Genomic DNA, 20637 nt, shown 5'->3' with positions numbered 1-20637 from the left:
AACGCGTCAGTCTGGGTGCAAAGCTGAAAATTGCGTAAGCCTTTGTTTGCACTAACGCAAAAGGGGTAGAAGGGAAATGGCGATTTTCGGACCGGGAAAAGTACCGGAAAGGTAACGCGGCGCTCACGGCGCCGCGCGGCAAAATTCGGCTTCGAACGCTTCGCGCGGCAGCGGCCGGGCGAACAGGAATCCTTGCCCGCTGCGAATGCCGTGTTTCAGCAGCCAGTCGCGCTGCTCGGCGTTCTCCACGCCTTCGGCCATCACCGGCAACGCCAGCACTTCAGAGATCGAGCTGACGATACGCACCATCGCATCGTCGGCCGGCAGCCCCTGAATGAAGCTGCGATCGATTTTAATCAAATCGATCGGCAGGGATTTCAGCCGGTTCAGGTACTCCAGGCTGGAGTAGCCCATGCCGAAATCGTCCAGCGCGATCGACAGCCCCAGATCGTGCAGCTCACGCAGCAGCGCCAGCGCGTGGTCGAGATCGTCGATGCGCACCGTCTCGGTGATCTCCAGCAGCAGCTTGCGCGGATCGATCCGATACTGCGCCAGCAGGTTTTTCAGATGCGGCACGAACGCCTCGTGCTGCATCTGGATACCGGAAACGTTGACCGCCAGCGGCAGCGCAATGCCGCGTTGCTGCCAGTCCGCCAGGATACGGCAGGACTCTTCCAACACCCAGTTACCGAGGGGCACGATCACGCCCAGCTCTTCCGCGAGCGGGATGACATCGGCCGGCAGGGTATAGCTGCCGTCATACTGCTGCCAACGCAGCAGCGCTTCGGCGCCGACCACCTCGTTGGACTGCATGTCGATCTGCGGCTGCAGGAACAGCGTGAAATGCCGCTGCTCGATGCCGTGCAGGATCTCGCTCTCCTGCGTCAGCCGCTTCTGCGTGCGCTCCGTCAGGCTGGGCTCGAAAAACAGGATCTGATTTTTTCCTTCGCGGTGCGCGGACATCATCGCCGAGGTGGCGCTGCGCAGCAGCTGTTCCGCACTTTCCCCTTGATTGAGGTAGTGCGCGATGCCGATGCTGGCATTGGGCCGCAGCGCCAGACCTTCCAGCGTCAACGGCGCGTTGATCTCCGCCATGATGCGCCGCGCCAGCTGCATGGCGTGGAACGGCCGCTCGGTGCCCTTGGCCAGAATGGCAAATTCGGTATTGCTCAGCTGCGCCAGCACGCCGTTTTCGTCGATGCAGCCGCGCAGCTTCTTCGCCAACGCCAGCAACAACGCTTCACGCATCGCCGGGCTCATCACGCCCGAGGCTTCATGCAGCGTCTCGATGCCGATCACCAGCAGGTTAAAACGCTCGGGACGCAGGCTGGAGGCGATATGCTGCTCCAACAACGCGTTCAGCAGCGCCTGATTCGGCAGTTCGGTCACCGGGTGGCGAGTGCTGAGGCGGCTCATGTCGGCATGCGCCTTGGCCAGCGTCTGTTGATTGCGGTTGTAGTTGCGCACCAGCAAGCCGAGCTCGTCGTCCTGATGCAGCGCCGGCAGCATCAGCTGGTGATAGGGCGCTTCGTCCTGCGAGATGTTTTCCAGTTCCTTGGCCATCGCGCGCAGCGGATGCACCATCAGCCGGTTCATGCACCAGGTGATGGCCACCGACAGGATCAGCGCCAGCAGCAGGTAGGTCGACAGCATGGTCGACAAGATACTGAGGATAAACTGGTACATGCGGAACGAATCGGCCTGCAGCACCAGATAGGCCAGCGGCTGTTGGTTGGCCGGCACCCGCTCCAGCGAATAGAGCGGCACGGAGATTTGGATCGGCAGTTCGAACAGCCGGGCGACCAGCGTTGGCACCGGCCGCTCCGGCGGGAAATTGGCATGCAGCGCCTGAAATTCGTTCGGCAATACGATATCCGCCCGGCTCAGGATGCCGACCGGCAACAGCGTGTTCAGCACCTTTTTGGCTTCCGGCACGTCCATGCGCAGCACGGCTTCCGCCAGCGGCTGGCGCACGGAGTGAGCGATATTCTCCAGTTGCTGGGCGTAGTCATCCCTGCGCTGCTGCACAAAGTGGAATAACTGGATCACGATAAAGATGCAGATCGTGACCAGCGCCACGCCGGACACCGTCGCCATCTGCTTAATCGTTAACGAACGCCTGACCCGCAAACCTGCTCTCCGTGAAATCGGGCTGAAACAAAAAGGGGGCTGACTCTCACCCGCCCCCCGAACCGGGCTGAGTATACTCGATTATCGGCTGTTTTTATCTGGCCATGCCGCAGGCAAAACCAAGAAAATCGCGGGTTTCAGTCTTTTCCTAAAGCGGACAAACGCCACCCGGACACAGGGTAACAAAACTCCCCTGTGTCCGACACTCCGAATCTTTCCCCTCCCGGTTACTTGAAATCGGCGTAAGGCGTCAGCGGCTGCGGCGGCAAGTCGAGATCCCCCTGCCAGCCGGCCAGGGAATAGCGCAGATAAAGCAAAGCGTGGCTCGGCGTATAATCCTTCGCCTGTTGAATGTCGATGCCGGCGCCGAGCGTCCAATGCGAACTGAGGCGGCGTTCGACGATTGCCCGCAGGGTATAACCGAAGCCGCTGGAGGCGCTGCCGTCCTCGACGGCGAACTTGTCGGGCAGAGAATCCGGGATCAGCCCCGGCAGTGGATAACGGCGCTGGCTGTCGGTTTTCGAATGGGACAACGACACCGAACCGCCCAGCTCCCACGACCAGTTTTCGGTGCGCTGGCGGTAGTTGACCGGCAGCGACAGCGACAGATATTGCTGCGGGCTGTAATAGCCGCCCTGTCCCAGAGAATAGCCGCTCAAATCTTTCTGATAGTGCCACAGCATGGTATTGAGCCCGACGCTCAGGCGGCGATTGTCTTCGTTGATCAGCTTGTAGTAGTAGCCGGCCATCAACCGCTGCCGCTGGTTATCCGCCACGTTCTTGCCGGTGATCTGGTGCGCGCTGAGATCGGCCCAGACGCCGTTCGCCTCGCCGCGATCGTAGCTGGCGCTCAGGCTGACACCGGTGGCACGCACGCCGCCCCAGGTGATGCCGGTATTCGGATCCCTGGCGCCGCCGAAGGCCAGCAGCGAGCTGGAGATCGGCCGCCGCGAGGCCGCCAGCGTCCAGCCGATGTGATTCCAGTCGCCGCTGTAGGCCAAGCCGCCGGTCCAGTCGACCACCGCAAAGCCCATCGGCGTGGTGCCGATATCGGTGGCCCAGCGATCGTTTTTCCAACCGACCGCCACGCTGGTGCCGGTGGTTTTTTGATGTTCGTCGCCGCGGCACCCTTGCGTGTGGCAGGTGCCGAAGGTCTCGTAATAGTTGCCGCTGCCGTCGGTCGAGAAGCGGCCGGCGTCCAGTTGCACGGTGTCGGTGCGCAGGAAGGCGCGCCCGTCATACAGCGGCATGTCCGCCTGCAGCATGGTGTCGTGCGCGTTGAAGTCGGAAATGCCGCCGGTGCCGCTCGATCGCCAGTAATCGTGATCGAGGGTGACGTTCACGTCTTGCTGCCGATACAGATCCGCAGCGTCGGAACGGATGCCGCGTTTCAACCAGTCATCGTCCGGGTGATTGCGCGTCAGAGAGGTATAGCTGTCATTGTCTTGCGGCAGCGTCGGCGTGATGCCGCCGGCCACCATCGCCTGCCGGTAATCCTGCTGCGCCCGCTCAGGCTGCTGCTGCGCCCGTTCCAGACGGGCGGCGTCGCGGTAGATCAGTGCCTTGGTCTGTCCCACGGGCTCCGAGGCCGCCGCCGTTTTCAGCCGGCTGAAGATAGCGTCGGCCTGCCGCGGATCGCCGACCGCGCTCCAGGCGTTGGCCACCCGCCGCTGGCTGTTGAGCGAGGCGTCTTGCGGCTGTGGTTCGGTTTTCAGCCGCTGGCGCGCCGCTTCCAGATCCCCCTGCGCCACATAGGCTTCGATCTCGCCCAGCTGCGCATCCGGGTTGTTCGGTTCACGCCGTTTCACCCGCTGATAGTCGTCCAGCGCCGCCGCATACTCCCCGCGTGCCAGCGCCCAGTCGGCCAACAGCAAATCGATGCGGGTGTCCGCCGGCTGCCGACGCAGGTAGGCTTCCGCCGCCGGTTCGTTGCCGGCCGCCCGCAGCCGTTCGGCATGGTCGATCACCGCCTGCATTTTCAGCCGCTGCGCCAGCTCGCGCATGTTGTCGTTCCACTGTGAAGCGGGCAACGTATTGAGTTGCGCCAGCGCCTGCGCGTCGCGCTCGCTGCCGGAAAGATAGAGCGCATAGGCATAAGCCAACTGCGGATTGGCGCGCTGACGCTGCGCCAGCTGCCTGAACAGGCTATCCGCCTGCTGCGGCTGCCCGGCCTGACGCAGCGCCTGGGCATAACGGTAGGTCAGCCAGACATCGTCGGGATCCATCGGCTGGGCGCGGCGATAGATTTCCGCCGCCTGCTGCCACTGTTGCCGTTCCGCCAGCGCCTCCGCCTGCTGTTTCAACATATCGAGCCGCAGGCCGTCGAGGGTGCTGCGCAGCTTGGCCTGTTGGTTGCGCGGCAAGCCGTTGAGGTAGGCCAACGCTTTCTCCGGCGATTGCCGTTGATAGATATTCACCAGGCCGCGCAGCGCGCTGCCGTTGCCGGGATCGCGCCGCAGCGCCTGCTGATAAAACCCTTCCGCCGCAGCGTCATCCTTACTCGCCACCGCCACATCGCCCAGGCCGATAAACGCATCGCCGTCGCTGTCGTCGAGCTGGCGTGCCTGCTGATATTTCTGCCGGGCCAGCGGTAAATTGCCGGCCTTCAGCGCCTTGTCACCTTCGTCGATCGCCAGCCAGTAGCTGGTGCTCTTGATCAGGCTTTGCCACTTGCCGCTGTCGTAGCCGTTCTTGTCGGCAACCAGCGCCTGGCGGAACAGCTTCAGCGCCTGCGGGCGATTGCCGGCGCGCGAATAGGCCTGCCCGAGCGCGCCCAGCACCTCGGCATCGTTCGGCGTCGCCGCCAGCGCTTTTTGCAGTTCCGGAATGGCCGCCCGGCTGCCGCCTTTATCCACCTGCGCCAGGCCGCGTACCCGCGCCTGATAGGCCGGATCGCTCAGCAGTTTCTGCTGTCTGGCCAGTTCTTCTCGAGCGCTGGTCGCTTGATCGCCGGTGTCGAACACGCCGAGGAAACGGTTGAGCGCCGCCACGCTCTGCGCGCTGACCGGCATCGCTTTCACCTTGTCCAGCCACAGGTCGGCGGCATCACCGCGCCCGGTCGGGTCGGCGGCGATCTTCTGCAGCAGCTCGTAGGCCTGCGCATCCTGATTCTGGTTGAACAGCATGCGCGCCAGCGACATGCGCAACGCCACGTTGCCGGAATATTGCCGGTCCAGCGCCTGCAGCTGTTTCAGTGCGTTAGCCTCCTGCCCCGGCAACCGCGCCACCAGCCGCCAATATTCCACCGCCAGATCGAGCGTCGGCGGCTCGCCGTGGAACAGCGCATCGTACTGCGCCTTGGCCTCCGGCAACCGGCCGGCGGTTGCCATCAGGCGCGCCTGCTGCAGCTTTTGCCGGGTTTCCGGCTGGGTCAGCAGCATGTTCATTTGCGCCTGACGGTAGGCGCTGGACTGCGGTGCCAGGGTCTTCAGCTTGTCCAACTGCTGCTGCGCCAGCGCCATATTGCCCTGCCGCAGCGCCAAACGCAGGCGCGCGGCGATCACGTCCGGGTTGTTCGGATCCATCAGCTCGAGCCGGTACAGCGACTGGCGCACCAGATCGTCCTTATTGCCGGCTTCGCCAATGCGCACCTGCTCCAGCAGCCACTGCTCCGGTGCCACGGCCTCGGCAGCGCGCGCCTGCGGCAGCATCGCCAGGCTCAGCGGAATCAAATTCAGCCAGTTTATTTTGAAATTGTGCATTGGCCTTCCCACGAAGGTTGAAGTTCACCCTGACGATTAAAGCGATAACGTTGTTGGTCCCACCCCTGACCGAACAGCGTCAGCGAGGCGCTGAAATAGGCATCGTCACCCGGCGGCTGTTCACTGATGCGTTGACGCTGTGCCACCAGCGCCTCGCCCTGCGTCGCCAACATCGGCAACATCGAGGCGGAGAAACCGACCGGGCCGTTCCCGGTGGTTTTGCCGCTGGCGGTATCGGTTTTCTCCGGCGGTACGCCCTGCTTGGCGGTGAGCTGCGCCATCGGTTGGAAGCGTTCGAGCAGCGCGGCCTTGTGCTCATCGTCGTCCGCCAGCATGCCGGCCCACAGGTAGACCCGAATGGCGTCGTAGCTGCCGATATTCGGTTTGACGGTGTCCGGCTGCCAGCCTGCGCCGACCCGCCACACCACCCAGTCCGGCGAGAAACCGTGCGGCGCCGTGTCCAGCCACAACCGCTGATTGACCTGACGCATCGCGCGCCACGGGCCGTTCAGCGCGGCAAAACGCGCCAACAGCTGCGGCGGCAGATAGCTGGGATTCAGCCGCCAGCGATCTTCCGCCACGAACCCGACTTTGCCCGGCAACAGCATCAGCCCCAGGCCGGGAATGTCGGCCACTTCCTCGCGGCCGATACGTTGCAGCAGCAGCGTCCCCAGGGTTTGATAACGCCGACTTTTCCACAGGCGACCGGCTTCGAGCAGGTTGTAAGCGATCCACAGATCGGCGTCCGATGCCGAATTGGCATCCAGCACCTTCCACTGCCTGTCGTTGCTCTCACCCCACAGCCAGGCGGGTAAACGGGCGCTGAGATCGCCCGCCGCCAGGTTGTTTTCCGTCCAGGTCAACAGCAGGTCGAAGGTCGGCCGGTCGTTGGCCACCAGGGCGAAGAACAGACCGTAACTCTGCCCCTCAGAGGTGGTGATTTTGTTCGGGCTGCTCGGATCGATCACCCGCCCCTGCGGGCTGATGTAGAACTGCTTGTACTGTTGCCAGCCCGGCCACTCGCAGGCCGCCGCCGCGCTGAAGGTGCACAGCAGCAGCATACCGAGCGACAGGCGTTGCAGCATCGCGTTCACCACCGTCAATCCCGATCTTCAGGTGCCAGACGACGCCGGCTGAAGGCCTTCAGGCCACGCCACAGCATCAGACCCAGGATCACCACCAGCACCACCGCGATCACCGCCAGCAGCACCGGATGGGTGGAGAGGGCGTACCACAGCCGCTCCCACCACGGCAGATGGCCGACATAGTAAATATCGCCGACGCGCAGGCTGTTAACCCCCGATTCGCGGATCACCGCCACCGAGCCGAACATCGCGGCGCGCTTGCCGCTGTCCAGCAGCGCATCGTTCAGCAGCTCATAGCCGCGCGGGCTGTCCGCCAACAGCGCCACAATGCTGCGCTGGTCGTGGAACGGCGACTGAACGCCGATGATCGCCGACATCGCCCCCTCGGAACTGACGGTGGTTTTGCTGTCCGGTTTGGTATCCTCCGCCATCACTTCCGCATTGGGCAACGGCGGCTGACGTGTCGGCTGCTTCACCCAACTGAGGGTGGCATCCACCAACAGACTGATTTTCTTATCGTCACGCAACTCCGGCGGAATGGTGCCGACCAGCAGGATATCGTCGTCGCGATCCTTGGCCTGCGACCAGTCATCGCTCAGCGTGAAGGCCAGCGCCGGATAGCCGGTTTGCGCACCGACCACCCCCAGCGCGTTCAGCAGCGCGCTGACCTGCGCCGGCTGCGGTTTCTGATTCACCAGCACCAGCGTTTGTGACAGATCCGCCAGGCGGCTGAACGGGAAGCCGGCGTTGGCGAAGGCGCGCAGATCCGGCATCGCCATGAAGTGGCGATAGCCGGAGAAATCGATGGTGGAAGCGCCGTCGATCACCGCGTGGTTTTGCGTGAAGGAATAGGTTTCGCAGCGCCCTTCCGCGCCGCTGGCCAGCAGTGTGGTGTAGTCGAAGTCAAAGCGCAGCTGGTTGGTGGCGCCCAGCCGCAGCGCCGGGATATTGACGTTCTTGTCGGAGTCGAGCAGCCCCTGCGTCAGCGGCAGGCGCAGCAGCTGCGCGCCCTGCTCGTGTTCCGGCACCAGCGAGTAAGCCTGCACAAACTGGTTGTTCAGGCTGACGCTCAGCCGCGAACCGTCCTGAATGCGCGGCGCGGTGTAACGATATTTCAGGTGCATGTCGATGCCGGTGCTGCGGATCAGGAACAAATCCGGCGGCAGGTTCATGGTCAGCGAAATCGGCCCGGGCTCGATGCCGCTGGTTTGCAGCTGTTCGGCGTATTGCTGCAGCTCGGCGAAGGTCATCGGCCGATCGGTGCGCACCCAGTTCGGCGCGTCGTAAGGCTGACGCGGCACCAGTTGCTCCACTTTGTCCACCGTCACGTTCTGGCCGCGGAACAGGATGTTGCCCTGCGCGATGCCCTTCACCGCGGTGATCAAATCGTTATCGTCGCGCCCCTGGATCAGCAGCAGCTTAACGTAAGGATTGTCGGGGTGGCTGATCATCTCCACCGTCGGGCCGTTGACCGCCGGGTAATCGCGCAGGAAATCCGGGCGCTGCTGGTTGGTGGCGAACACCACCGCGTGCTGCGTCGGCAGCGCGTTATACAGCGTCGGGAAGGATTGCCCGCGCCACTGCGCCTTGCTGCCGAACCAGGAGGCCAAAATACCCGCCGCGCGCTGCTGGGCGAGATCCGGCTGGCCGGCGAACACCATCGGCAGCGTCAACGGCCGATTATCGCGGCTGTCGAAGAACGGCTCGGGGAAGTGCGACAGCTCGTTTTTCAGCGGCAGCGTTTGGAAACGCAGCTTCAGCGCGCTGGATTTGCTGACGTCGAGCCATAGCGAGGTGCTGGCCGGGTTTTCGCAGATGTTCTGATAATGGCCGACGAACACCAGCCGGACGCGGTTAAAATCGGTGATATAACGCGGATCGATCGCCATCTGGATGTGATTGGGCTTGCCCAGTTGCTCCTTGGCGATGGTCGTCACGCCCATCAGTTCGTCGTTCAGGTAGACCTTGACGTGCGATTCCACCGGGATCAGCGCCGGCGACGGCGTAAACTCCATATCGAGCATCGCCTGCGAGACCACTTCATCGCTGCGTACGCCGAATTCGATCTGCCCGTCCGGCCGGGTGCCGCGCAGAATAAAGGCCCCCGGCGGCGGCGCAATCTGCGCGAACGGCAGCGACACATCGCGCACCGGCGCATTCGGATCTTGCGGTGCGCCAGACGGCGATGGCAGGATCGCCGTATCGGCCGCGGCGGCGATCGGCGGCTGGGCCGCCACGGTCGGGGCGGTAGCGGTTTCGGCCTGCGACAGGGTGCTGATGCCTAAGGCCAGAGCAGTTAACCAGGTTATTTTTCTCGTCATCGTATCATCATCAATGTTGGAGCCTGTTCACCGTGCGAGTGAGCGGGCGGTTGAACTCGCAGCTAACCCACTGTTTCTTGTTGACCCAAGGCCGGTTGCCTGCCGACGCCGCGCGGAATAAACGACACGACCCAGGCGGTCAGCGAAGTGACCCCGACCAGCAAACCGCGCACCAGCGGCGGCGCGTAGTCCGCCATGCGCACGTATCCACGGAAACCCAGCGCCAGTACGTCGCGCAGGCTTTCTATCGGCCGGTCTTCAGGGAACCCGTCCTGCCACAGCGCCCAGGTATCGGCGCGGGCGAAGGTGCACTGAATGAAATCGATGTGTTCACGGGTGGAGAGGTCGACCAAACGCACCCCTACCTTGCTGCCGAAGGCGCGCGTCACCACGCAGGGGAAGCTGAACTCCTGCTGACCGCGCTTGAGCAGCAGCGAGGCTTTGTCGCCGTCTTTCAGCGCGTTTTCCACCCGCATTTCGATGCCTACGCCGCCATCGGAATAATCGCGCAGCGTGCAGGGATACAGATGACCGTCGGCGCGCGCGATCGCCGCCGGCATGGCGATCTCCACGCGGTGCGCCTGGCGCACCTGTTTGGCTTCCACCGCCACCGCCACCGCGCCACCGAGAATGGTCATGTTGTACAGCACCCACACCAGGCTGATGATCACCGTCATCACCTCGTCCGTCGGGCCATAGGCCAGCCGCCAGACCCCGAACGCCAGCCCGGCCAGATTCAGGATCACCAGGAACATATAAGGCCGGGTGATCACCCAATCGACGTGTTCTTCTTCCACCAGCCCGCCCTTGGCGGTGACGTTGAATTTGCCCTTGTGCGGATTGAACAACGCCACCGTCGTCGGCCGCGCGATATACCAGGCCAGCACCGTTTCATAGATTTCGCTCCAGAACGAATGGCGATATTTCCCCTGGATACGCGAGTTGGTCAGGCTGGCATGGATCATGTGCGGCAGCACATAAAGCGCGATCGCCAACGCCGGCGCGAAGATGATGTAGGCGTGCAGCAACAAAAACGCCAGCGGCGCGGTGAGGAAGATCAACCGCGGGATGCCCGACAGGAAATGCAGCATGGCGTTGGCGTAGCACAGGCGCTGCGCCAGCTTCAGCCCCTTGCCCAACAGCGGGTTGTCCAGCCGGAAGATCTGCACCATGCCGCGCGCCCAGCGAATGCGCTGGCCGATGTGCGCCGACAGGCTCTCGGTCGCCAACCCGGCGGCCTGCGGAATGCGGATATAGGCCGAGGTGTGCCCGCGCCGGTGCAAACGCAGCGAGGTATGGGCGTCTTCGGTGACGGTTTCCACCGCGATGCCGCCGATCTCGTCCAGCGCGCTGCGGCGCAGGATGGCGCAAGAGCCGCAGAAGAAGGTGGCGTCCCACATGTCGTTGCCGTCCTGCACCAGCCCGTAGAACAAAGTGCCCTCGTTGGGCGTCTGGCGGAAGCGGCCGAGGTTGCGCTCGAACGGATCCGGCGAGAAGAAGTGGTGTGGGGTTTGCAGCATTGCCAGCTTTTTGTCTTTGAAGAACCAGCCCATGGTCAGCTGCAGGAAGGAGCGCGTCGGCACGTGGTCACAGTCGAAAATCGCCACGAACTCGCCGGTGGCCTGCTTCAGCGCATTGTTGATGTTGCCGGCCTTGGCGTGTTCGTGGGTCGGCCTGGCGATGTATTTCACCCCCACTTCGGCGGCAAACGCCCGGAATTCGGGGCGATTGCCGTCGTCGAGGATATAGATATTCACCTTTTCCTTCGGCCAGTCGATGCCCAGCGCCGCGTAGATGGTCGGCTTCACCACCCCGAGATCTTCGTTGTAAGTCGGCACCATCAGATCGATGGTCGGCCAGGTGGCGCTATCGGCGGGCAGCGGCACCGGCTGGCGGTTAAGCGGCCAGACGGTCTGGAAATAGCCCAGCACCAACACCACCCAGGCGTAGGTTTCCGCCACCAGCAGCAACAGACCGCACACCAGGCTGAGCGGATCGTCCCAGTTCAGCGTGGCGGTATAGCGCCACCACAGGTAGCGGCAGGATACGGTCAATGACAGCACGATCAGCATCAGCCCCGGCAAACGCCCCGGCACCCGGCGCACCACCATCGCGATCCCCCACAGCAGCAGGACGAACACGAACTGCGCCGGCAGATCGAACGGTTGCGAGATGCACAGCATGGCGAGGATCGCCGCCAGCACGCTGACCAGAATAAACAGCGCGCGCCGCATGCCCCGGCTCAGGCGGCCGAGGCGTTCTACCGAGCGTTGCTCCACACCGGCGTTCTTCAGCCGCTGCGGCAGACCCTGCAGCCAGTCGGCATAGCGCTGCTGCAGGCGGCGCCAACCGGCGAGATAGTCGCGCTGTACCGGCGCGCGGCCGCTGCGAAACAGCAACAGCCACAGCCCCTGCAGCAAATAACGCAGCGCATCCGCCGGGCGCGGGCGCTCGGCGGACAGGTGCGGGAACCAATAAGCGCGGCCGGCGCGCACGCGCTGCCACGCCGGCGATTCGAAGCGCAGCAGCAGCCATCCCAGCGCCACCAGCAGCGTGGCGAAAAAGGCGGTCAACGCCGACGCGCCGTTGCGGCGATAGCCGCGGTAGCGCGTTTGCACCGCCTGACGCACCGGCGGCACCAGCAGCAGGCTCAGCACCCGGCTCATGGCGCAACGTCCCGTTTGAGGTTGATAAGGCACCAGTTGGCCAGCGTCAGCACTTCATCCGCCGCCAGGCTCTCGGGGCGGTACTCGCCCAACGGCTGTTTGACCGCCAGCGCTTCCGCCAACGCCTCATCGCGATGGATCGTCACCGGCAGCAGACCGCCCAGGGTTTGCAGCCACAGCTGATGCAGATCCTGCTGCAGCTGACTGGCGGAGGAGTAGTGATTGACCAGGAAACGGCAGCCGTTCGGCAGCGTCTGCTGATGGAGCCGTACCTGGCAGTTGGCATCGGGATTCAACAGCACGAACACGCTGTCGGCAAGCTGCAACGCCTGCTGCGCCAGCACGCCGTCCCCCGTCGGCACATCCAGCAGGATCCAGCGCTGCGGGTCACCGGCGCTCAGCCGGCGCAGATTGTCGCGCCAGCGATCGGGATGTTCCCGGCACTGATGCTGCACTTCCAGCCGTTCCGTCGCATTAAGGCGGCCAAAGGGCAAAAAGTCGAGGTTTTCGCAGTAACGCAGCGCGCCTTCCTGCCAGCGTCCGCCGTCTTGCTCGGCGCGGGCCCAGCCGCGCGCCAGCTCGAACGGCGTGTTGAAATGCAGGCGCAGCAGATTGTCCGGCGTGAAATCGATCGCCAACACCGATTCGCCCAGCTGTTGCAACGCCCAGGCGAGCGCCGCCGTGATCGACGTCGTTCCCATTCCCCCCCGCAACCCTTGCAGCGCGATCACCGGCATAGATCAGTGGCTCCCCATAGTCTGCGCCAATTCGGCCAGCAGTGGCCAACGCGTCATCATTTGCGCTAACCGCTCCTGCCGTGAAATATCGACATAGCTTAATTGCGGCAAGGAAAAAGCCTGACTGAGCGCCTGCAGGTCATCCTGGCTCTCCCCAGGTAGCGCTGCACGAAAATGGGTGGGTGAGTTATTCATGCTTCCGCCTTTGCGAAAATAGGCTATGTTAATTAACTATAGCAACGATACAAAAAGAGATAGGCAATAAGATGATTCTCAACAAATATTGTTGCAAAGCTTCGGAGATTTGTTATTGCCAGAGTAAAAATGGCTATCATTAAATATAAACGCCTTTAGTCGGCTTTCAACGAAAGTAGAACATATCCTATGGCGCACTCTTTTTCTCTAGGTATTCGGCAGATTTGGGAAGAGCTGTCGGTGATGCAGGCCCCAGGGCTGTATTGGATCAATATCGATCGGCAGAGCGACGCCGCGCTGCTGTGCCGCCAGGCCATCGCCGCTCAGCCGGCCACGGAAAAAGCCGCACTGATCTGCAGCGGCGACAAACCCGACCGCCTGCTGGCCGAGTTGGCCTCGCCCGCTTTGCAGAAACTGCCGCTGTATCAACTACCGGAGAAAAAAGCCGCGCTGACGCAGCTGAGCGACGATCTGATGCGCGCTCTGCGGCCGCAAAATCGCTTACTTATCCTGCTGGCGCACGCCAGCCTGTGGCAAACCTTCACCACCGCTGAGCTGCGCGAGTGGACGCGCGCGCTTGCCGCCTGGCTACGGCAGCAAGGGTGTACGCTATTGATCCTCAGCCACGGCGGCGGCATCAACAAGCTCAAGGGGCAGCTCAGCACGCAGCACCGTATCCTGAACGGCCTTGCCAGCCTGCAATGGCAGCAGGATAGCGCGCAATACCTGGTGAACTGGTGGAGCACCGAAAACGGCATCAACGCCAATCAGTTGCTGACGCTGTACGCCGCAGAAGGCGGCTGGCAAGGCGAGGATGAAAATAGCCAACCCTCCCCCACCGCCCTGCGCAGCGACGAAGGCCAGTATCTGGCCGAACGCAGCATTCTGGAAGGCGCACCGCCGCTGTCCGCCAACTGGCAGCTGCTGGAGAGCAACGACGAACTGGCGCAGCACGGCATGTTGAGGCTCTCGGCGACGTTGGTGTTCGCGCTGTATCAAAGCGACCAAATCGATCACCTGGCGCATCAGATCCACACCCTGCGCCGCAGCCGCGGCAACGGCCTGAAAATCGCGGTGCGCGAGATGAGCGCCAGCCTGCGCTACAGCGACGAGCGGCTGCTGCTGGCCTGCGGCGCCAACCTGATCGTGCCGCACGTCGCGCCGCTGTCGCGTTTTCTCACCATGCTCGAGGGCATCCAGGGGCAGCGCTTCTCGCGCCATGTGCCTGCCGACATCGATGCGCTGTTGGCCGGCTTGCGCCCGCTGCAGCTCAAAGGCTATATGCGGCCGGAGCCGTTCAGCCAGGCGGTGCTTTCGCTGATGGGCAACACGCTGCTACCCGAGGACGGCAAAGGCGTGATGGTGGCGCTGCGTCCGGCCACCGGTCTGCGCGCCGAGCAGGCGATGACCCTGTGCCACCTGCGGCGTTTCGGCGATGTGATGACCGTGGTGCAGGGGCGGTTGGTGCTGTTTCTCTCCACCTGCCGCATCAACGATCTGGATACCGCGCTGAAGTTCATCTTCCGTTTGCCGGTAGACGAAGCCTTCAGTAACCGGGTGGTGTGGCATCAGGATGTCGATATCATTTCAGAAATCAAACGCATGGCCCAGGGGCACTGGCAGATCTCGGCCACCGGCGCCGCCGGCATCTCACCGCGTCCCAGCGTGACGCCGACGGCGGCGCCCGCAGAACGGCGCCAGCCGGTCGCCTTCACGCTGCCGCTCGGTCCGCAGGAGGAACCGCATGCTGAACCTTAACGACATCGTGCAACTGATCCTGCTGTGCGCGCTGATCTTCATTCCGTTGGGCTACGCCTTTCACCGGCGCTTTCCCCATTTGCGTCAATACTGGCAAAACCTGTTGTTATCGCCGCGCTATTTGAAATCCGCCGGTTTGTGGGTGCGCACAGGCTCCTCATCTCAGATTAAACGTAAGAAGCAGCCATGAATCCAAACAAGAATATGCAATCCGATAACGCGCTGTGGCGCTACTGGCGCGGGCTGGGCGGCTGGAACCTCTATTTTTTGGCTAAATTCGGCCTGCTGTGGTTCGGCTATCTCAACTTCCACGCGCTACCGAATTTGGTGTTCATGGCATTTCTGCTGATGCCGATCCCCTCGCAACGCCTGCATCGCTGGCGCCATTATATCGCCATCCCGATCGGTATCGCGTTGTTCTACCACGATACCTGGTTGCCGGGCATCAACAGCATTCTCAGTCAGGGCTCGCAGCTGACGGGCTTCAGCGCCCAGTATCTGCTGGAGCTGGCCAATCGCTTCATTAACTGGCAGATGGTTGGTGCCGCCTTCGTGCTGCTCATCGCCTACCTGTTCGTCGCGCAGTGGGTGCGCGTCACGGTATTCACCGTGGCGGCGCTGACGTGGCTCAATCTCGTCAACATCGCCGGGCCGGCGATCTCACTGCTGCCGGCCAGCCCTACCGCATCGACCGACACCGCCAACACCGCCGCCGCCACGGCCCCGGCGGCGGGCGATAAGGCGCCGGCAGACAGCCTGCCGCCGACCAGCGCCAACCTGACGGCCTACCTGAACCAGTTCTACGAGCGGGAAAAAGGCCGCGCCACCGCGTTTCCGGCCACCCTGCCCACCGATGCCCAGCCGTTCGATCTGTTGGTGATCAACATCTGTTCGCTGGCCTGGGCCGATATGGAAGCGGTCAACCTGCAGAATCACCCGCTGTGGTCGAAAATGGACATCATGTTCGACAGCTTCAACTCGGCTACCGCCTACAGCGGCCCGGCGGCCATTCGCCTGCTGCGCGCCAGCTGCGGCCAGCTCTCGCATCACGACCTGTACCAGCCGGTCAATCAACAGTGTTATCTGTTCGATAACCTGGCGAAGCTGGGCTTCAAGGAGCAGCTGATGCTCGATCATTCCGGGGTATTCGGCAACTTCCTGAAAGAGCTGCGCGAACAGGGCGACATGCAGGCGCCGCTGATGTCACAGGCCGGCATCAGCAACGAACTGACCTCGTTCGACGGGGAACCGGTTTACAACGATCTCGAGTTGCTGACTCGCTGGCTGGATCAGCAGCAAAAAGCCGGCGACGGCCGCACCGCGACCTTCTTCAACATCATCCCGCTGCACGACGGCAACCGCTTCGTCGGCGCCAACAAGAGCGCCGACTATCAGCCACGCGCGCAGAAGCTGTTCGATCAGCTGAACACCTTCCTCGACCAGCTGGAAAAATCCGGCCGCAAGGTGGTGGTGGTGATCGTGCCGGAACACGGCGCCGCGTTAGTGGGCGACAAGATGCAGATGTCCGGCCTGCGCGACATTCCCAGCCCGAACATTACCCATACGCCGGTCGGCATCAAACTGGTGGGCATGAAAGCGCCGCACCAGGGCAGCCCGCTGCAGATCAAAACGCCGAGCAGTTATCTGGCGCTGTCGGAGCTGGTGTCGCGCCTGGTGGACGGCAAGGTCTTCAGCGAATCCAGCGTCGACTGGCAGGCGCTGACGCAGGGGCTGCCGCAGACCCCGGTCATCTCCGAAAACGACAACGCCATCGTGATACAGTATCAGGGCAAGCCTTACATTCGCCTGAACGGCGGCGACTGGGTGCCTTATCCGCAATAAACGCGGCCACCTCAACCCAAAGCACGCCAACGGCGTGCTTTTTATGATTTGTAAAATATAAAACGGCAGAGCCTCTCGGCCTGCCGAATGTTATTGATGACGCCCCGTTGAATCTTATTACCTTGATAAGAAGATTCCTAAAAAAATAACTTTTGTCAGGATTTCGTTAAGAAAAAAATTAAATATACGGGTTATAGCGATCGTTTAATGACTAACCATTTGATTGAATAACAAAAAACGCCGGCATTATGCCGGCGCTGGTTTAAAGGGTGGACCCCGGCGCGTTACGCCCCCGGATGTTCGTCCTGATCGACCGCAAAGCAGGCCACCATCTGCTCGCCGTACTGTTTCAGCTGCGGCTGCAGTTGCACGCAGGTGCCGAAGGCGCGGCGGCAGCGGGCGTTGAACGCACAGCCAGGCGGCGGGTTCATCGGGCTGGGCAGTTCGCCGGTCAGCTTGATGCGCTCGCGGCGCATATCCGGGTTCAATCGCGGCGTCGCCGACAGCAGCGCCTGAGTGTACGGATGGCGCGGGTTGTTGAAGATCGCCTCTTTGCTGCCCTTTTCCACGCAGCGGCCGAGGTACATCACCATCACCTCGTCGGCGATGTGCTCCACCACCGACAGATCGTGCGAGATGAACACATAGGACAGCCCCAGCTCCTGCTGCAGATCCATCATCAGGTTCAGCACCTGCGCACGCACCGACACGTCCAGCGCCGACACCGGCTCATCGGCGATCACCACGTCCGGGTTCAGCATCAGCCCGCGGGCGATGGCGATACGCTGACGCTGGCCGCCGGAAAACATGTGCGGGTAGCGGTCGTAATGCTCGGTCTTCAGGCCGACCTTCGCCATCATCTCCAGCGCTTTTTCCCGCCGTTCGGCGGCGCTGAGCGAGGTATTGATCAACAGCGGCTCCTCGAGGATCTGCCCGACCTTCTTGCGCGGGTTGAGCGATCCGTAAGGATTCTGGAACACGATTTGGATCTTCTGGCGACGCAGTTTCTCGGCCGAGACGTCCGGCTTCAGCAGATCCTGCCCCTGATAGTACAGCTCGCCGCCGGTCGGCACTTCGATCATCGTCAGCAGACGGCCGAGCGTCGATTTTCCGCAGCCCGACTCGCCGACCACCGCCAGCGTTTTGCCGCGCTCCAGGGTGAAGGAGACGCCGTCCAGCGCCTTGACCAGCCGCTCCGGCGCGAACAGGCCCTTTTTCACCGGGTAATGCTTCTTCAGGTCGATCGCCTGCAGTAAAGGTTGATTCTGGCTCATACGGTCGGCCTCCCCGCATCATCCAGCGGTGTGTGACATTTAACCTGACGGCCGGGAATACTGCGCAGTTCCGGCTCCTCGTTACGGCAGCGCTCGTTGGCGTAGGGACAACGCGGGTTGAGCAGGCAACCGGTCGGGCGATCGTATTTGCCCGGCACCACGCCCGGCAGCGAAGCCAGGCGCGCCTTGTCGGCGGCGAACTCCGGCAGCGCACGCAGCAGCGCCTGGGTATAAGGGTGGCGCGGAGCGCGGAAAATCTCCGCCGCCTTGCCGGATTCCACCACCTGGCCGGCGTACATCACGATGATGTGGTGCGCCGCCTCCGCCACCAGCGCCAGATCGTGGGTGATCAGCACCAGCGCCATGTTTTCGCGCTGCTGCAGATCCAGCAGCAGTTCGATGATCTGCGCCTGGATGGTCACGTCGAGCGCGGTCGTCGGCTCATCGGCGATCAGCAGCTTCGGCCGACAGGCGATAGCCATGGCGATCATCACGCGCTGGCTCATGCCGCCGGAAAGCTGGTGCGGGTACACGTCCAGCCGCGAGGCCGGATCGGGAATGCCCACCTGGGTCAGCAGATCGATAGCGCGCTGGCGGCGAGTGCGGCGATTGCCGCCCTGATGCACCTTCAGCGCCTCCATGATCTGGTAACCGACGGTGTAGCACGGGTTCAGGCTGGTCATCGGGTCCTGAAAGATCATCGCCACTTCGGAACCCACCAACTGGCGGCGCTCTTTTTCGGAGATCTTGCGCAGATCCTGGCCGTTGAACTCCAGCTTGTCGGCCATCACCTTACCGGGGAAATCGATCAGGCCCATGATCGCCAGCGAGCTGACGGATTTGCCGGAGCCGGACTCACCGACGATGCCGACCACCTGGCCTTGCTCCACGCTGTAACTGATGCGGTCTACCGCGCGGAACGGGGTGCCTTCGTCACCGAAGTGCACCGAAAGCTTGTCTACATTTAATAACGCCATCTCTCTCGTCCTCTGTTACTGCTTGAGTTTGGGGTCGAGAGCGTCACGCAAACCGTCCCCCATCAGGTTAAATGCCAGCACCGTCAGCAGGATCGCCAGGCCGGGGAAGGTCACGACCCACCAGGCGCTTTGCGCGAACTGCAGCACGTCGGAGAGCATGGTGCCCCACTCCGGCGTCGGCGGTTGCGCGCCCATACCCAGAAAGCCGAGAGCGGCCATGTCCAGAATGGCGTTCGAGAAACCGAGAGAAGCCTGAACGATCAAAGGCGCCAGGCAGTTAGGCAGAATGTTGACGAACATCTGGCGCAGCGCGCCGGCGCCCGCCACCCGCGAAGCAGTGACGTAATCGCGGTTTACTTCCGCCAGCACCGCCGCGCGCGTCAGACGCACATAGTGCGGCAAGGCGACGAAGGTAAGCGCCAGCGAGGCGTTGACGATCGACGGCCCGAACACCGCCACCAGCACCAGCGCCAGCAGCAGGCTCGGCAGGGCCAGCATGATGTCGACGACGCGCATGATCACCGCGTCCACCACGCCACCGAAGTAACCAGCCAGCAGGCCGAGCACCACGCCCATGATCAGCGACAGCACCACCACCAGACAGCCGACCAGCAGCGACAGGCGCGCACCGTACATCAGGCGCGACAGCACGTCGCGGCCCACGTCGTCGGTACCGAGGAGATATTGCCAGCTGCCGCCCTCTTGCCACACCGGCGGCTTGAGCAGCGCGTCGCGGAACTGGTCCGCCGGCGCATGCGGCGCCAGCACCCCGGCGCCGAGCGCGATCACCAGCATCAGAACGATATACACCAGGCCGACCACGGCCCCTTTATTGCGCTTGAAATAGTGCCAGAACTCCTGAAACGGGGTCATCGGCTTCGGCGCACCTTTAACTGCAGACTCAGTGATTTGAGACATGAGAGCGCCCCTTATTTCTTGTGGCGAATACGCGGGTTGACCACGCCGTAGAGCACGTCTACCAGCAGGTTAACCAGAATGATCATACAGGCGACCAGCAGCACCCCGCCCTGCACCACCGGGTAATCGCGGCGCTGCAGCGCGTCGATCAGCCAGCGGCCCAGCCCCGGCCAGGAGAAGATGGTTTCCGTCAGAATGGCGCCGGCCAGCATGGTGCCGACCTGCAGCCCGATCACCGTCACCACCGGCAGCAGCGCGTTGCGCAGCGCGTGGATGACGATCACCCGCATGCGGCTCACGCCCTTGGCGCGCGCGGTGCGGATATAGTCTTCGCCCAACACTTCCAGCATCGAGGAGCGGGTCATGCGCACGATCACCGCCAGCGGGATGGTGCCCAGCACGATGGCCGGCAGGATCATGTGCATCACCGCGTCGATAAAGTCGCCCGGCTCACCCCAGATCAGAGTGTCTATCAGCATGAAGCCGGTCAGCGGATGGCTGTCGTCGAGGAATACCGTGTCGCTGATGCGTCCCGACACCGGCGTCAGGTTAAGCTGCACCGACACCAGCATGATCAGCATCATGCCCCACCAGAAAATCGGCATCGAATAGCCGGTCAGCGAGATACCCACCGCAGTGTGATCGAAGACCGAGCCGCGTTTGACCGCCGCCAGCACCCCGACCGGGATACCTACCAACACCGCGAAAAGCATCGCGCAGAAGCCCAGCTCCAGCGTGGCCTGAAAGCGCGGAACGAACTCGCTCCAGACGGAGATGCGGCTTTTAAGCGAGGTGCCCAGATCGCCGTGCAGCACGTTGGACACGTAGGAGAAATATTGTTGATAGAGCGGCTTGTCCAGCCCCATTTCCGCCATCAGCTGCGCGTGGCGCTCGGCGGAGATACCGCGTTCCCCGGCCATGATGGTCACCGGGTCGCCGGGGATCATATGGACGAATGCAAAAGTCAGCAACGTAATGCCGATAAACGTTGGGATAACTAACCCCAAACGTCGGAGTATGAACTGCAACATAT

At 62.8% G+C, this 20637-nt stretch carries 14 protein-coding genes; 3 read left to right on the top strand and 11 right to left on the bottom strand.

Features of this window, described 5'->3' with window-relative positions; translation table 11 throughout:
* Positions 1-123: 123 nt before the first annotated feature.
* The 7 genes from hmsP to bcsR form a co-directional block, all read right to left on the bottom strand.
* The gene (gene hmsP / locus M6G53_RS12385; protein WP_253331814.1) at positions 124-2130 is read right to left on the bottom strand and encodes a biofilm formation regulator HmsP; all 2007 of its coding nucleotides are present in this window, start codon (positions 2128-2130) and stop codon (positions 124-126) included.
* 227 nt (positions 2131-2357) lie between these two features.
* The gene (gene bcsC, locus M6G53_RS12380) at positions 2358-5831 is read right to left on the bottom strand and encodes a cellulose synthase complex outer membrane protein BcsC (RefSeq protein WP_253331812.1); all 3474 of its coding nucleotides are present in this window, start codon (positions 5829-5831) and stop codon (positions 2358-2360) included.
* Positions 5813-6925: a cellulose synthase complex periplasmic endoglucanase BcsZ gene (gene bcsZ / locus M6G53_RS12375; RefSeq protein ID WP_253331904.1), complete on the bottom strand. Its 1113-nt coding sequence runs from the start codon at positions 6923-6925 to the stop codon at positions 5813-5815. Before bcsZ ends, bcsC begins: the two co-directional genes overlap by 19 nt.
* Positions 6926-6930: 5 nt before the next feature.
* Positions 6931-9237, bottom strand: a complete 2307-nt coding sequence (gene bcsB / locus M6G53_RS12370) for a cellulose biosynthesis cyclic di-GMP-binding regulatory protein BcsB (protein ID WP_253331810.1) — start codon at positions 9235-9237, stop codon at positions 6931-6933.
* Positions 9238-9299: 62 nt separating this feature from the next.
* Positions 9300-11903, bottom strand: a complete 2604-nt coding sequence (bcsA, locus tag M6G53_RS12365; protein ID WP_253331809.1) for a UDP-forming cellulose synthase catalytic subunit — start codon at positions 11901-11903, stop codon at positions 9300-9302.
* Positions 11900-12640 (bottom strand): cellulose biosynthesis protein BcsQ, encoded by a 741-nt coding sequence (gene bcsQ / locus M6G53_RS12360; protein ID WP_253331807.1) that lies wholly within the window; start codon positions 12638-12640, stop codon positions 11900-11902. Before bcsQ ends, bcsA begins: the two co-directional genes overlap by 4 nt.
* 3 nt (positions 12641-12643) lie before the next feature.
* Positions 12644-12835 carry a cellulose biosynthesis protein BcsR gene (bcsR, locus tag M6G53_RS12355; RefSeq protein WP_253331805.1) on the bottom strand — a complete coding sequence of 64 codons (192 nt, stop codon included), beginning with the start codon at positions 12833-12835 and terminating at the stop codon, positions 12644-12646.
* 189 nt (positions 12836-13024) lie between these two features.
* On the opposite strand from bcsR, the gene bcsE reads away from it, so the two are divergent.
* Genes bcsE through bcsG form a run of 3 tightly spaced genes read left to right on the top strand, consistent with a single transcriptional unit; the run spans position 13025 to position 16435 of the window.
* Positions 13025-14593: a cellulose biosynthesis protein BcsE gene (gene bcsE, locus M6G53_RS12350; RefSeq protein ID WP_253331803.1), complete on the top strand. Its 1569-nt coding sequence runs from the start codon at positions 13025-13027 to the stop codon at positions 14591-14593.
* The gene (bcsF, locus tag M6G53_RS12345) at positions 14580-14783 is read left to right on the top strand and encodes a cellulose biosynthesis protein BcsF (protein ID WP_004934139.1); all 204 of its coding nucleotides are present in this window, start codon (positions 14580-14582) and stop codon (positions 14781-14783) included. Before bcsE ends, bcsF begins: the two co-directional genes overlap by 14 nt.
* Positions 14780-16435 (top strand): cellulose biosynthesis protein BcsG, encoded by a 1656-nt coding sequence (bcsG, locus tag M6G53_RS12340; RefSeq protein ID WP_253331801.1) that lies wholly within the window; start codon positions 14780-14782, stop codon positions 16433-16435. The genes bcsF and bcsG overlap by 4 nt, the downstream gene beginning before the upstream one ends.
* Positions 16436-16719: 284 nt before the next feature.
* Here the strand turns inward: bcsG and dppF are convergent, their stop codons facing one another.
* From dppF to dppB, 4 genes are read right to left on the bottom strand one after another with little or no spacing between them, the layout of a single operon-like run.
* Complete coding sequence (dppF, locus tag M6G53_RS12335) at positions 16720-17709, bottom strand: dipeptide ABC transporter ATP-binding subunit DppF (protein ID WP_015376237.1); 990 nt, start codon at positions 17707-17709, stop codon at positions 16720-16722.
* On the bottom strand, positions 17706-18686 hold the full coding sequence (gene dppD, locus M6G53_RS12330) for a dipeptide ABC transporter ATP-binding protein (protein WP_038874024.1): 981 nt from the start codon (positions 18684-18686) through the stop codon (positions 17706-17708). Before dppD ends, dppF begins: the two co-directional genes overlap by 4 nt.
* Before the next feature lie 15 nt (positions 18687-18701).
* The gene (gene dppC, locus M6G53_RS12325) at positions 18702-19604 is read right to left on the bottom strand and encodes a dipeptide ABC transporter permease DppC (RefSeq protein WP_253331799.1); all 903 of its coding nucleotides are present in this window, start codon (positions 19602-19604) and stop codon (positions 18702-18704) included.
* An 11-nt stretch (positions 19605-19615) separates the two neighbouring features.
* Positions 19616-20635, bottom strand: coding sequence for a dipeptide ABC transporter permease DppB (gene dppB / locus M6G53_RS12320; RefSeq protein ID WP_253331797.1), 1020 nt, complete (start codon positions 20633-20635; stop codon positions 19616-19618).
* Positions 20636-20637 lie beyond the last annotated feature (2 nt).

Source organism: Serratia nevei (genome assembly GCF_024160145.1).
Lineage (GTDB): Bacteria > Pseudomonadota > Gammaproteobacteria > Enterobacterales > Enterobacteriaceae > Serratia > Serratia nevei_A.
This window is presented reverse-complemented; position numbering and strand designations above follow the sequence as displayed.

Bases quoted from the DNA above. Each gene is read 5' to 3' on its own strand.
- dppB (WP_253331797.1), bottom strand. From the start codon at position 20,635: ATGTTGCAGTTCATACTCCGACGTTTGGGGTTAGTTATCCCAACGTTT.
- bcsG (WP_253331801.1), top strand. From the start codon at position 14,780: ATGAATCCAAACAAGAATATGCAATCCGATAACGCGCTGTGGCGCTAC.
- bcsQ (WP_253331807.1), bottom strand. From the start codon at position 12,640: ATGCCGGTGATCGCGCTGCAAGGGTTGCGGGGGGGAATGGGAACGACG.
- bcsR (WP_253331805.1), bottom strand. From the start codon at position 12,835: ATGAATAACTCACCCACCCATTTTCGTGCAGCGCTACCTGGGGAGAGC.
- bcsF (WP_004934139.1), top strand. From the start codon at position 14,580: ATGCTGAACCTTAACGACATCGTGCAACTGATCCTGCTGTGCGCGCTG.
- dppF (WP_015376237.1), bottom strand. From the start codon at position 17,709: ATGAGCCAGAATCAACCTTTACTGCAGGCGATCGACCTGAAGAAGCAT.
- dppD (WP_038874024.1), bottom strand. From the start codon at position 18,686: ATGGCGTTATTAAATGTAGACAAGCTTTCGGTGCACTTCGGTGACGAA.
- bcsA (WP_253331809.1), bottom strand. From the start codon at position 11,903: ATGAGCCGGGTGCTGAGCCTGCTGCTGGTGCCGCCGGTGCGTCAGGCG.
- bcsC (WP_253331812.1), bottom strand. From the start codon at position 5,831: ATGCACAATTTCAAAATAAACTGGCTGAATTTGATTCCGCTGAGCCTG.
- bcsB (WP_253331810.1), bottom strand. From the start codon at position 9,237: ATGACGAGAAAAATAACCTGGTTAACTGCTCTGGCCTTAGGCATCAGC.
- dppC (WP_253331799.1), bottom strand. From the start codon at position 19,604: ATGTCTCAAATCACTGAGTCTGCAGTTAAAGGTGCGCCGAAGCCGATG.
- bcsE (WP_253331803.1), top strand. From the start codon at position 13,025: ATGGCGCACTCTTTTTCTCTAGGTATTCGGCAGATTTGGGAAGAGCTG.